Annotated in this window: 10 protein-coding genes; 2 read left to right on the top strand and 8 right to left on the bottom strand. The window is 59.4% G+C overall.

Annotated elements, in window-relative coordinates; genetic code table 11:
* Positions 1 to 3: 3 nt before the first annotated feature.
* Positions 4 to 840 carry a carbohydrate ABC transporter permease gene (locus ACI2KA_RS18635; RefSeq protein ID WP_404503937.1) on the bottom strand — a complete coding sequence of 279 codons (837 nt, stop codon included), beginning with the start codon at positions 838 to 840 and terminating at the stop codon, positions 4 to 6.
* A 3-nt stretch (positions 841 to 843) separates the two neighbouring features.
* Positions 844 to 1,773: a carbohydrate ABC transporter permease gene (locus ACI2KA_RS18630; protein ID WP_404503993.1), complete on the bottom strand. Its 930-nt coding sequence runs from the start codon at positions 1,771 to 1,773 to the stop codon at positions 844 to 846.
* A gap of 247 nt (positions 1,774 to 2,020) precedes the next feature.
* On the opposite strand from ACI2KA_RS18630, the gene ACI2KA_RS18625 reads away from it, so the two are divergent.
* A complete protein-coding gene (locus ACI2KA_RS18625; RefSeq protein WP_404503936.1) occupies positions 2,021 to 3,808 on the top strand; it encodes a heparinase II/III family protein in 1,788 nt (595 codons plus the stop codon).
* Between the two features lie 10 nt (positions 3,809 to 3,818).
* The gene (locus tag ACI2KA_RS18620; RefSeq protein ID WP_404503935.1) at positions 3,819 to 4,616 is read left to right on the top strand and encodes a carbohydrate-binding protein; all 798 of its coding nucleotides are present in this window, start codon (positions 3,819 to 3,821) and stop codon (positions 4,614 to 4,616) included.
* A gap of 58 nt (positions 4,617 to 4,674) precedes the next feature.
* Here ACI2KA_RS18620 and ACI2KA_RS18615 read toward each other — a convergent pair whose 3' ends face one another.
* From ACI2KA_RS18615 to ACI2KA_RS18590, 6 genes are all read right to left on the bottom strand, one after another.
* Positions 4,675 to 5,427, bottom strand: coding sequence for a FadR/GntR family transcriptional regulator (locus tag ACI2KA_RS18615; RefSeq protein WP_404503934.1), 753 nt, complete (start codon positions 5,425 to 5,427; stop codon positions 4,675 to 4,677).
* 145 nt (positions 5,428 to 5,572) lie between these two features.
* Positions 5,573 to 6,583: a 2-hydroxyacid dehydrogenase gene (locus tag ACI2KA_RS18610; RefSeq protein ID WP_404503933.1), complete on the bottom strand. Its 1,011-nt coding sequence runs from the start codon at positions 6,581 to 6,583 to the stop codon at positions 5,573 to 5,575.
* 63 nt (positions 6,584 to 6,646) lie between these two features.
* Positions 6,647 to 8,269 carry an ABC-F family ATP-binding cassette domain-containing protein gene (locus ACI2KA_RS18605; RefSeq protein WP_404503932.1) on the bottom strand — a complete coding sequence of 541 codons (1,623 nt, stop codon included), beginning with the start codon at positions 8,267 to 8,269 and terminating at the stop codon, positions 6,647 to 6,649.
* A 161-nt stretch (positions 8,270 to 8,430) separates the two neighbouring features.
* Complete coding sequence (locus ACI2KA_RS18600) at positions 8,431 to 9,669, bottom strand: pilus assembly protein TadG-related protein (protein ID WP_404503931.1); 1,239 nt, start codon at positions 9,667 to 9,669, stop codon at positions 8,431 to 8,433.
* A gap of 168 nt (positions 9,670 to 9,837) precedes the next feature.
* Positions 9,838 to 10,716, bottom strand: coding sequence for a transglutaminase domain-containing protein (locus ACI2KA_RS18595; protein WP_404503930.1), 879 nt, complete (start codon positions 10,714 to 10,716; stop codon positions 9,838 to 9,840).
* A 4-nt stretch (positions 10,717 to 10,720) separates the two neighbouring features.
* On the bottom strand, positions 10,721 to 13,126 hold the full coding sequence (locus tag ACI2KA_RS18590) for a circularly permuted type 2 ATP-grasp protein (protein WP_404503929.1): 2,406 nt from the start codon (positions 13,124 to 13,126) through the stop codon (positions 10,721 to 10,723).
* Between the last annotated feature and the right edge of the window lies 1 nt (position 13,127).

Below are 13,127 nucleotides of genomic sequence, written 5' to 3'. Positions count from 1 at the left end.
AAATCAACCCTTGAGGCCGGTGGAGGCGACGCCTTCGACGAAGAAGCGCTGCAATGCCAGGAAAACGACGAGAACCGGAATGAGCGCCACCACCGAAGCGGCCATGATCAGCCCGTATTCCGCCGAATATTGTGAAATGAACATGCGAAGGCCGATCTGGATGGTTTTCAGTTCTGTCTTGGTGAGATAGATCATCGGACCCATGAAGTCGTTCCAGGTCGTGACGAAGGTAAAGATCGTCAGGGTGGAGAGCGCCGGCTTGGAGAGCGGCAGCATGATCTTCGCCCAGATCTGGTATTCGTTCATGCCGTCGATGCGCGCCGCCTCGCAAAGCTCGTTCGGGATCGACATGTAGAACTGCCGCATCAGGAAAACGCCGAAGGCGGTGAAGGCCTGCAGGAAAATCAGCGCGAGATGGGTGTTGTTCAGCCCGAATTCGCGCATCAGCAGGAATTGCGGCACCATATAGACCTGCCAGGGCATGGCGATGGTGGCGATATAGCCGAGGAACAGCATGTTCTTGTAGGGAAAATGCAGCTTGGCGAAGGCATAGGCCGCAAAGCTCGACGTCAGCAATTGCAGCAGGGTGACGATGATCGTCAGCTTCGACGTATTGTAGATGAACAGCGCCAGCGGGATTTTCGTCCAGATTTCCACGTAGTTCTCCCAGCGCGGCTGCGAGGGGACCCACTCGATCGGAAAGGCGAAAACGTCGCGGCTGAGTTTCAGCGACGCCGACAGCATCCATGCGAAGGGCAGAAGCATGACGATGGTGACGACGATGACCGTCAGATAGATGCCGATCGTGGCGGCGGGGATTTTCCGGCCCATGATGCGCATGGATCAATCCTCCCGCTGCCGTTTGAACTGGACGATGGTGACCATCAGAACCAGGAAGAACAGGACAAGCGCGATCATGCTGGAATAACCGAGGTCCCAGGAAATGAAGGCCTCATTGTAGATGTGGTAGACCAGAACCAGCGTCGAGGTGCCCGGGCCGCCCTGCGTGATCATGTAGACCTGATCGAAAACCTTGAAGGACTGGATCGTCAGCATGACGGTGACGAAGAAGGTCGTCGGCGCAAGCTGCGGCAGGGTGACGTGGATGAATTTCTGCCAGGCATTGGCGCCATCCAGCCCCGCCGCTTCATAAAGCTCCGAATTGATCCCCTGCAAACCGGCGAGATAGATGACCATGTAATATCCCATGCTCTTCCACACGCCGAAGAGGATGACCGTGACCATGGCCCAGTGCCGATCTGCCGCCCATCCCGGCATGTCGGCGGGATCAAGGCCGAGCGTATAGAGCAGCATGTTGACCGGACCCATTTCCGGATTGAAAATCATGTTCCAGACGACGGCCACGGCCACCAGCGATGCCACATAGGGAAAGAACATGGCCGTGCGGAAGAAATTGCGGCCGCGGATTTTCTGGTTGAGCAGGATCGCAAGCCCGAGCGCGCAGGCGAGCGTGGCCGGAACCGATGCGACGGTATAGATCACCGTGTTCCAGAAGGCCGCGATGAAGGCCTTGTCTTCGAACAGCCGCCAGAAATTATCGAGACCGGCAAAGCGCATCGCGTTGGAGCCGTCCCAATGCATGAAGGCCAAAGCGAAGGCAAAGAGGATCGGTCCAAGCGTGAAAATCGCAAAGCCCAAAAAATTGGGCGCAATGAAGGAATAGGCGACGAGTGCGTTTTCGATCCTGCGCCGCCGTTTGGAGACGATGCGGACCTTTTTTCTGCGATACGGAGCCGCCTGCTTGTCGGACATGGTCGCGGTTGCGATTGCCACAGCATATCTCCCATTGCTGCCGTTTCACCGCTTGATCGGTGTCGGCTGCCTGCATTTTCCATTGCGGCCTGGATCCTCGCCCCGCCGCCTCCCGCGCTCTGGATAACACAATATCGATATTGGTCAAACAACTTTACATAAAGTCAGACAAATTTTCTGGTTTTTCAAAAATACGTATGATAGGACGCCCGTATCGGATTGCGGAACGCGCGGGAGGTTTGAGGGCGTGTTTGTCGAAATGATGCGGCTCCTGCCTGAACGGCTCGGCGATTTCGGGGCGGAACTGACGGCGGAAAAAATTCGCTCCTCAGCGCCGGCGGCGGTTCGCGGCAGTCTCGTCGAGGCGGCGGAGCAGGCGCTTGGCGAACCCTGGTCGGTCATTCTCGCGGGCGATTACCGGGAATATGGCCGGAGCGGCAATCGTGACCGTTTCGAAGGTCTTTATTTTTCCCGCCGGCTGAAGCTCAACGCGCTGATCCTTGGTGAATGCGCGCAGGGGCGTGGCCGCTTCCTCGATGCCATCATCGATGGTCTCTGGTTGATATGTGAGGAGAGCGGCTGGCAATTGCCCGCCCATAATTCCCATATTCGCGGCGGCCCGCGCGATCCTCTTCCCGATCCGCACGACCCGGTGATCGACCTGTTCGCCGCGGAAACGGGTGCCAGTCTTGCTTTGGGTCTGCATCTGCTTGGCCCGGAACTGAAGGCGACAAATGCGCCTGTCGTTTCCCGCGTCCGGACCGAGATCGATTGGCGTATCACGCGGCCCTATCTGGCGCGGCATTTCTGGTGGATGGGGAATGGTGACGAGCAGATGAACAACTGGACGGCCTGGATCACCCAGAATGTCCTCCTTTCCACCCTGCTATTGCCCACCGATCAGCCGACGCGGCGCTCAGTCGTGGAAAGGGCGCTCAAAAGTCTCGACGCGTTTCAGAAGGATTATGCGGAGGACGGCGCCTGCGAAGAAGGCGTCCTTTATTACGGCCATGCGGCACTTTGCCTGTTCGGAGCGATGAGCATTCTCGATACCGTCGCTCCCGGCTCCATGGCGCCGCTTTTCCAGACACCGAAACTGCGCAACATGGCCGAATTCATCCTCAACATGCATGTGGCGGGAGAGAGTTTTTTCAACTTCGCCGATGCGCCGGCGAAGGTCGAGACATCCGGCGTCCGGGAATATCTGTTCGGTAAAGCCGTTTCTTCGCTGCCGCTTCAGGCTTTTGCCGTGGCTTGCTGGAACCGCTCAACGGATAAGTTGATGCGGAAGGAGTGGAACCTCTGGTATCGCCTCCAGGCGGTTCTCGCCGTTCAGGACCTGTCTGCGGTCGTCCCGACCGAGCCGGCCAGGACGGACATCGTCTATGCCGGCATCGGGCTGGCGATTGCCCGCGACGGGGTTTTCGATCTTGCCGTGAAGGCGGGCAATAATGGCGAGAGCCACAACCACAATGATGTCGGCAGTTTCACGCTCTACAAGAATGGACGTCCCTTCATCATCGATGTGGGGGTGGAAACCTACACGGCAAAAACCTTTTCGCCGCAGCGCTACGACATCTGGACGATGCAGTCGGCCTTTCACAATCTGCCGACCTTCGGCGGCGTGATGCAGGCCGCCGGGGCCGGGTTTGCGGCACGGGATTTTGCGGCGGCGTTCTCGGAAAAACAGGCGGAAATTGCTTTCGACATAGCGGGGGCCTATCCAGCCGAAGCGGGTGTGGAACATTACCGCCGCCGCGTCCGGTTGCTGCGCGGCAGCCATGTCGAGATCACCGATGATTATCAGGGCGAGAGAAGCGCGGTTCTGTCGCTGATGGTTGCCGAAAAGCCCGCCGTCACGCCGGGAAGCCTGATCTTTCCAGGCCTCGGAGAGGTGGCCTGCGAAGGCGCAGGAGAGCCTGCCATCGAGACCATTCCCATCGACGACATCAGGCTTCGCCAGTCCTTGCCGTCGATGATCTATCGCATTCTCATTCCCATCAAAGCCAAACGTCTGTGCCTGACGATCAGCTAAGGAAATGCCGATGAAGCTTACACTCAAGGTCGTCAATGCGGCCGGTGCTATTCTGGCGGAGGCCGGGGCGGAGGACGAGGTATTCCTCGTCTACCGTGCCGAATATTGCGAAGGCGACAGGCTCGTCGTCGAAGCGTCGCAGCCCGGTCATATCTGGCTCGGCCTCGATGCCGGCATGCCGCCGACGCTGGTTTTTTTACAGACGGCCGAATTTGTCCTGCCGGTTCCTTTCGCAGCGAAGCGCAAATCCTATCCGCCGCAGGCTTTCAGCGGCAACATTCATCGGATTGCGGCGCGTTGTGCGCTTGTGGGCGAGATCGGCGTTCGCCGGAACCTGGCCCTGAACCCGTTCGACGATCACGAGAACACCTCGCTGTTTCCGCATGTCCACGCCAGTACCGAAACGCGCGGGGAGGCGGCATTTGCGGCCCGCAATGTCATCGATGGCGAAAAGGTCAGCGCCGGCCATGGCTTCTGGCCCTATACCAGCTGGGGCATCAATCGCGACCCCGAAGCCTCGTTGACGCTTGTTTTCGGCCGCGCTGTCCTGATTGACCAGCTGACATTTTATCTGAGGGCCGATTTTCCCCACGACGCCTGGTGGGAAGAGGCGAGCGTCACGTTTTCCGATGGCGAGAGCGTGCGTTTCACACTGCAGAAAACCGGCGCCGCCCAGACGTTTCCGGTCGCGCCGCGCCGGGTGGAATGGATCCGCCTGCATGACCTGAAAAAAGCGGATGATCCTTCGCCTTTTCCCGCATTGACGCAAATCGAGGTCTGGGGCGCGGATCTGCGCGAAGCATCGTAGATTTCGGACCGCCGGGTCCCTTGGCCGCAAACCGCGATGCAGCTTTATCGGAAATGCCCTAGCTGTGCGAAATGCCGCGAAGGTCACGCATCATGTCGCGATAGCGGTTCTGGCTGCCGCGCAGATGTGCCTGCATGGCCAGTTTGGCGTCCTGTTCATTCCTGTCCGATATGGCGATGACGATCGCCTCGTGTTCCTTGTGGATCAGCCGCCGATAGGCCGTCTGGTCGTTTTCCCGGCTTTCGGATACCACGCGGGATTGCGGGATCACGGCCTGGCCGTGCAGCTCGAGGAACTGTGTGAAGAGGGGATTGTTGGTGGCCGCCGCAATGGCCAGATGCAGCGCCAGATCGGCCTCGCGAATGGAGCGGTTTTCGTCGATACATTTGAGAAGCCGGGCGTGACAGTCGAAAATGGCTTCCTCCTGCGATGGTGACCGGCGAAGGGCGGCCAGCCCCGCGGCCTCGATTTCGAGCGGCGTTCTGATTTCCAGAACCTCCAGATCGGACGACAGCCGGGCGCGATCGATACCGGGCGTGGGTGACGCCTCCTTTTCACGCTTCAGCACGAAAATGCCCGCACCCTGGCGAACCTCCACCAACCCGTCGCAGCGTAGCGCCGTGACCGCCTCGCGCACGACCGTGCGGCTGACGCCGTGGGTTTCGGTCATTTCGATCTCGCTGGGCAAGCGGTCGCCAGGGCCATATTGCCCGGAGGCAATCGCATGTCTAAGGCTCAGGCTGACTTTGCTGACCAGAGAACCGGAAGATTTGCTGCGCTGTTTTTGCTGTTCAGCCACGGGGATCACCATGCATTAAAATCGGGCCAGGCGCGGAGCCTGCAAAATATGTATGATGAATTTTATAAAAACTCAATGATCATACCAATTTTACCAGATATTCATGCAAAAGGGGGGGTATCCGCCGTTGAAAATGTTTCCAAACGGCGGACGGACGCTAGGCGGGACCGCCAAGCTGCTGCGTGGACACCGCATGCAAGGCTTTGCCGCTATCGAAAAACCGCTCGATATTGCCGATCGTCGTGTCCGCAATGTTCTTGAGGGCTTCCTGCGTGAAGAAGCCCTGATGACCGGTCACCAGAACATTCGGGAAGGTCAACAGCCGCGCGAAGACATCGTCGCGCAATACGTCATTGGAAAGATCCTCAAAAAACAGATCGGCCTCCTCCTCATAGACGTCGATGCCGAGAGAGCCGATCGTGCCGTCCTTAAGCCCGGTGATGGCAGCCCGGGTGTCGATGATGGCGCCGCGGCTGGTATTGACGAGCATCACGCCCCTCTTGAGAAGGGGCAACGTCTCATTGCGGATGAGATGCCTGGTCTCTGGCGTGAGCGGGCACATCAGTGCGAGAATGTCCGATGTCTGCAACAGTTCCTCCCGCGTGACATAGGCCATGCCGAGCGCCTCGCAATCGGGATTGGGACGAAGATCATGGCCGATGAGGCGGCAGCCGAAACCGGTTGCGATACGCGCAAAAATCGCCCCTATCTTGCCCGTGCCGACAATACCGACCGTCTTGCCATGGAGATCGAAGCCAAGCAGGCCATCAAGGGCGAAATTGCCTTCGCGGACGCGGTTATAGGCGCGGTGGATCTTGCGGTTGAGCGACAGGATGAGCGCCATGGTATGTTCGGCAACCGCGTAAGGGGAATAGGCTGGCACGCGCGCGATGGTCAGGCCCAGCTTTTCCGCACTCGCGAGATCGACCTGATTGAAGCCGGCGCAGCGCAGGGCGACCAGCCGTATTCCCGTTTCCGCCAGTTTTTCGAGCACCGGCCGTGACAGGTCGTCGTTGACGAAAGCGCAGACGACATCTGCGCCCTTCGCCAAAGCAACTGTTTCAAGCGACAGACGCGCTTCGCAATAATGCATCCGCATGCCGGGCCTGGCCGCTCCGTCAAGAAACTGCCTGTCATAGGGCTTGGCGCTGTAGACCACGATCCGCATCTGCTTCTCCCGTGTTCGAAAGCAAAGCTGCCGTTGAGGGGACGATCTGTCCGGCAGCGCGTCTCAGCTGCGAAGGCCCGGCGCCTCCTGCCCGGTGCTTTCGACATATTCGGTATATCCGCCGCCATATTGATGGATGCCATCCGGCGTCAGTTCCAGCACCCGGTTCGAAAGGGCGGCGAGGAAATGGCGGTCGTGGGAAACGAACAGCATCGTGCCTTCATACTCCGACAGCGCCTTGATCAGCATTTCCTTGGTGTCGAGATCGAGATGGTTGGTCGGCTCGTCGAGCACCAGGAAATTCGGCGGATCGAACAGCATGGCCGCCATGACGAGACGGGCCTTTTCACCGCCGGAAAGAACGCGGCAGCGTTTTTCCACATCGTCGCCCGAAAAGCCGAAACAGCCGGCAAGCGCACGCAGCGGCGCCTGTCCGGCCTTGGGAAAGCGTTCCTCCAGCCATTCCAGAATAGTGCTGTCGCCATCCAGAACATCCATGGCGTGCTGGGCGAAATAACCGAGCTTGACACTGGCGCCGAGGGTGACATTGCCGGAATCCGGCTCCGCCGTGCCCGTCACAAGTTTCAACAGTGTCGATTTTCCGGCGCCGTTGACGCCCATGATGCACCAGCGCTCCTTGCGTCGCACCATGAAATCGAGGTCGCCATAGATCGTGCGGCTGCCATAGGCTTTGTTCACCTTTTTTAGAGCGACGACATCCTCGCCCGAGCGGGGAGCGGGGGCAAATTCGAAAGCAACCGTCTGACGCCGTTTTGGCGGCTCGACGCGGTCGATCTTCTCGAGTTTCTTCACGCGACTCTGCACCTGCGAGGCGTGCGAAGCGCGGGCCTTGAAGCGTTCGATGAACTTGATTTCCTTGGCGAGCATGGCCTGCTGGCGTTCGAATTGCGCCTGCTGCTGCTTTTCGTTCTGCGCGCGCTGCTGTTCGTAAAAGCCGTAGTCGCCGGAATAGGTGGTAAGATTGCCGGCATCGATTTCGATGATCTTGGTGACGATGCGGTTCATGAATTCGCGGTCATGCGAGGTCATCAGCAGCGCGCCGTCATAATTCTTGAGGAAATCCTCAAGCCAGATCAGGCTCTCAAGATCCAGATGGTTCGACGGTTCGTCAAGCAACATCACATCCGGGCGCATCAGAAGAATGCGGGCGAGCGCCACGCGCATCTTCCAGCCGCCGGACAGTTTTGAAACGTCGCCGTCCATCATCTCCTGGCTGAAACTCAACCCGTCCAGCACCTCACGGGCGCGGCCTTCCAGCGCATAGCCATCCAGCTCCTCGTAACGCGCCTGCACCTCGCCGTAACGTTCGATGATGGCGTCCATTTCGTCCATCCGGTCGGGATCGGACATGGCGGCTTCGAGTTCGCGGAGTTCCGCCGCCACTTCGCTGACCGGGCCTGCGCCCTCCATGACTTCGGCCACGGCGGAGCGTCCGGACATTTCACCGACATCCTGATCGAAGTAACCGACCGTCATGCCTTTCTCGACCACCACCTGGCCCTCATCGGGCTGGTCCTCGCCGGTTATCATCCGGAACAGCGTGGTCTTTCCGGCGCCGTTCGGGCCGACAAGGCCGATCTTCTCACCGCGATTGAGCGCGGCGGAAGCCTCGATATAGAGAATGCGGTGGCTGTTAGACTTGCTGATATTTTCGATGCGGATCATGACAGGGCCTGTGAATGGGAGCGGCCCTCCTATGCCATGGGCTGCCGCCGCTGTCACCTGCCATGCAGGTCTTGTCAGCCATGCGCAACGGGAGGAGATCGCCCCGGGGCATTTGCCCCGCAAGCGCGATGGTTTTGCAGCTGGCGCCTGCCGGATTTTCGTCAGTTGGTGAGCGTGGCTATGCTGCCGGCCGCCTTGCGGGCGATTTCGCCGAAGGCGGTGACGATCTGCTCCATGTTTTCGGGGGCGTAATAATTGTCCAGGCTCGATGCGCAATATTGGAGCAGCGACTTGCCCTTGTCCGGCGCCATGAAGGCGACGCTGAAAATCTTGATCCCGTCCTTTTTGGCGGTCTCGCAGGTTGTGCGCACTGCCTGGTCGATGCTGGAACTCCACGAGGCACTGTTCCCCGTCATTTCCCCGTCCGTCATGAGGACGATGTAGCGCTCGAAGGATTCGTTTTCCTGCGTCTTGTGCGCTTTGGCTTCGTCGGTATTTGCTTTTTTAAGGGCGGTATATGCTGCATTCAGGCTGCTGCGGGCATCCGTGCCGCCGGTGGGGAATTCCGGGATCTGTTTGTCGACATAACTGACGACGCCACTTGTACCCCAGCTGACGGCCTGGGCCGCATAGGTCTCGTGTGTGTAGACCGACGCGCCTGTTCTAACGAGTTGGGAACCGCCACTGGCGGTATAGGTCGGATCGGACTTGTTCAACGTCGCGACAAGAAAACTGACCGCGGTTTTCAGGGAGGTCGCCTTGTTGACGTAGCAGGGCGATGTCTTGGCCAGGTTGGGATATTTGCTCCAATTGTCGGAGGTGTAATTCTGGCACGACGTTTTTTTGGTATCCACCGTATCCGTCTTGAAAGACATCGATCCCGAGCGGTCGAGCACCAGATACATGGAGATCGGCGCGCCCTTGTTGACAGTGCTTTTGGCGGTGCCGGTCGCTGAAACGTCGAGCGTCTTGGCTCCAAAGAAGCCGATCAGGGGGTTGAGTTTCAGCTGATGATTGATCGTGGTCTCGACCGTGTAGGTCTTGCCCCGCGCATCCTCGGTCGATGAGATATTGGTCGGAGAATTCTTCTCCAGTTGCTCTTTCTCTTCAGCGGTCAGGTTCTTTTCCATCTGCGCCGCAATGAAGGCCTTGGCGATTTCCTTGATTTGCGCGTCGGTCAATTCGCCTTTTTTCAGCCGCGCCTCGGTGGCCGCGGCCAGGGCTGCGGAATCGGCCGTGTTCTGCAGATCGGCCTTGACCTGCATCACATTCGCCAGCTCCATGCCGGCCCCGGCGACACCCAGCAGTATCGGCAGCAATATGGCCGTCATGATGCCGAAATTGCCGCTCGCATCGGCAAGGAAACGGCGTGTGAGTTTGCGGTCTGCGGAGGCGGTCATGATGGCTTCACCGATTAGAATATTCGACTAATCACAGGAAACCCACAAAGGATGTAAAATCCGCTAACACCAAGATTATAATTTTATCAATCGTCCAAATTGGTGCAGTTTTTCAAGTATTTTCAAGAATTAATGACCTGGAGAGTGAAAACAATACACCTTGTGCCACTATTGGGCGGGTATGACGTCGACGGCCTGTTTTATCTGCTGGTTGCCGTAGCTCTTCAGGACCCCGATCACCGGTGCGACATCCGAATAATCGCGGCCGTAACCGACGACGATGTGATCGCTTCCCGCGACGATATCATTGGTGGGATCGAGCTCCAGATAACCGGTAGCCTCGCCGCACCAGATGCGGACCCAGGCATGCATCGCATCGGCGCCCTCCAGCCGTTCCTTGCCGGGCGGGGGAATGGTGCGCAGGAACCCGCTGACATAACCGGCGGGGATGCCGAGGCTGCGCAACGCCATGATCATGATATGCGAAAAGTCCTGGCACACGCCGCGCTTCAGCTTAAAGGCCTCCGATGGTGTCGTATCCACCGTCGTCGCCTCGCCGTCATAGGTAAAATCCGCGTGGATGCGTTTGCACATCGCCAGCGCGATTTCGCGAATGGTCATTCCCGGCTTCAGCAACGCCCTGGCATAGGCGGATATCGTCGCGTCCATTCCGATCCTCGGGCTTGTGCCGATGAAATGGTGCGGCGACTGGTAATCGAGCGACCAGACATCGGCAAGCTCGTGCGGCAGGCGGGAAAGTTCGGGGGAAAAATCCGCCGTCAGGGCCGGGGCTTCCACCATCACGCGCGCCTGCATGCGAATGTCCAGTTTCTCATGCGGTGCGCGCAGATGCACGGAGGTGGCGGATTGATGGAAGAAATCGTCGAAGACGGCGCGTTCTTCCGGTGCGGGAGACACATCGATCGAACCGGCGACAAGCCGCTGCCGGCCCGGAATGGACAGGGGCATGATGCGGATGATGTGGCGTGCGCCATGGGCCGGCGTATCGTAAGTGTAACCCATATGCAGGGAAAGGTCGTAAAGCATAGGATTATCCGAGATAGGTCCGGGCCAGAACATCGGAGAGATGTTCCATGTCGGTTTCGAGCTGGCGATAGATAGCACCGTTCATGTTTTCGGGTGTCATGACGGCAAGCCCGGAATGCAGGCGCATCGTCTCGCGGAAAAAGGGCGACATCTGGCCGTTCACGAAGGCATTGGGAAGCTGTTCGACCTCGGTGCGGATTTCATTCAGCTGAAACAGGATCGAGCGCGGATTGAGCGGGTCGAGCGCCAGAAGATCGGTCACGGTCAGACCGGCTGTGTTGACGTTGTAGCGGCGGCGATGGGTCATGACGCTGTCGCCGATTTCAAGCAGCATGTCATAGGAACCATCCGGCGCATCCGGCCCGGTCATGTGACCGAGAAGCCGCGTCATATGCAGGCCGCGCTCGAGATAACGGCCGATCGACAGGAACCGCCAGCCGGTGAAGCGGTACATGTTTTCGTGCACGAGACCGGCAAAGCCGGCAAGCTTGCGCAGCAGGATCGTCATGGCATGGGTGGCGTCGTCGCCGGGAGCGACTTTCGCGTGGAAACGGCGGGCGGTCTTGGCAAGATCGTTCAGCGCCAGCCAGCCATCGGGTGAAAAGCGGTCGCGGATATTGCTGGCGGAATAAAGCGCGCTGTTGATGTTGGTGAGCAGGCTTTCCGGTACGGCATCGTTCATCTCCACATCCAGCGCCTCAAGGTAGCGCGTTACATGGGCAAGCAGGGGCTGGCGCGGATCGGCTGACTCGGCATACCGTCCGTGCCAGGCGCGCAGGATGCGCAGGGCGCCTTCCGAACGTTCGATATAGCGCCCGAGCCAGAAGAGATTGTCGGCTGCGCGGCTCGGCAGGCTGCCCGGCATGTTGCGGGTAAAGCTCTCTTCCGCCGGCAGAAGCGTGGTGCGCTCCACCGGCCTGTCGCTGACGATCCAGACGTCCGCCGCACTGCCGCCTGATTGCATGGCGATGGCGGATACGTCATCGCCGCTGCCGATCCGCGCGAAGCCGCCCGGCATGATCTGCCAGCCATCCTGGGTGCGGGCGGCGAAAACGCGAAGGCTCATCGGGCGCGGCACAAGCTTGTTGTCGATATAGGCCGGGGTGGTTGAAAGTTTTACGACTTCCTGACCGACCAGCTTGTGGCCGTCGGAGGCAAGCCAGTCGCTGATCGATTCCTTCGCCGTCTCACGCAGGGAGGAGCCGAGGACGGATTGGCCGTTATCGTCGAAGAAGGGGAGCCGTGAATAGGCCGGGCCGATGACCATGCCCTCGATATTGCCGGCAACATGGCGGCGTTCGGCCTCCTGTCCGCACCACCAGGTGGCGATGGACGGCAGCTTCAGTTCCTCGCCCAGAAGGTGGCGGCAGATGCGGGGCATGAAGGCAAGCAGCGCCCGCGTTTCGAGAATGCCGCTGCCAAGCGCGTTGACGATGGTCAGCGCTTCATTGCGCAGCGCCTGCACCATGCCCGGCGTGCCGATATGGGATTGCTGGTTGAGTTCCAGCGGATCGGAATAGGAGGCGTCGAGACGCCGCCAGAGCACGCCGATCGGTTTCAGCCCGGCCACCGTCCTGACCATGACACGGCCGTTGACGACGGTGAGGTCCTCGCCCTCCAGCAGCATGAAGCCGAGATAGCGGGCGATATAGGCGTGTTCGAAATAGGTTTCGTTGGCGGGACCCGGCGTCAGCACCGCGATCCGGTCATCGGGATGTTTTCTCTGCGCCTGCAGCGTATCGCGGAAAGCGCCGAAAAACGAAGCCAGGCGGTGGACATGGGTTTCGGCATAGATGTCGGAAAGCGCGCGGGTCGTCGCCACCCGGTTTTCCAGCGCAAAACCGGCGCCGGAAGGCGCCTGTGTCCTGTCCGCCAGCACCCACCAGTTTCCGTCGGGGCCGCGGCCGATTTCAAACGAGCAGAAATGCAGATAGTGGCCGCTTGCCGGTTTTATACCCACCATCGGCCGCAGATATTCCGGATTGGAGGCAATCAGCGCCGGTGGTACGTGGCCTTCCTTCACCAGCCGGTTTTCGCCATAAAAATCGGCGACCATGGCTTCCAGAAGATCGGCGCGCTGTTTCAACCCCTCCGAAAGAACCGCCCATTCCCTGTCGTCGATCAGCACCGGGATATGGGAGATCGGCCAGTTTCGTTCACTGCTGCCCTTGCCGTAGTCGCGGTAAAATACGCCGGCATCGCGCAGATAGCGGTCGGTGCGGGCAAAACGCTCGTGCAGTTCCCGTTCGGACATGCGCGACAGGGCGTCGAGCAGGGTCTTCCAGACCGGCCTGACCTTGCCGTTTGTATCGAGCATTTCATCGGCCACGCCCGGCAAGGGGGAATATTCAAGCCCGCGCGGTTGCGCGCCCGTTTCCGTCTTGCGTTCCGTTGCCGGGGCTTTGGACAAT

The organism is Agrobacterium sp. NPDC089420, from assembly GCF_044900305.1.
In the GTDB taxonomy this organism is placed as follows: Bacteria; Pseudomonadota; Alphaproteobacteria; order Rhizobiales; family Rhizobiaceae; genus Agrobacterium.
The sequence above is the reverse complement of the archived record's forward strand: the minus strand, read 5'-3'. Positions and strand labels throughout refer to the sequence as shown.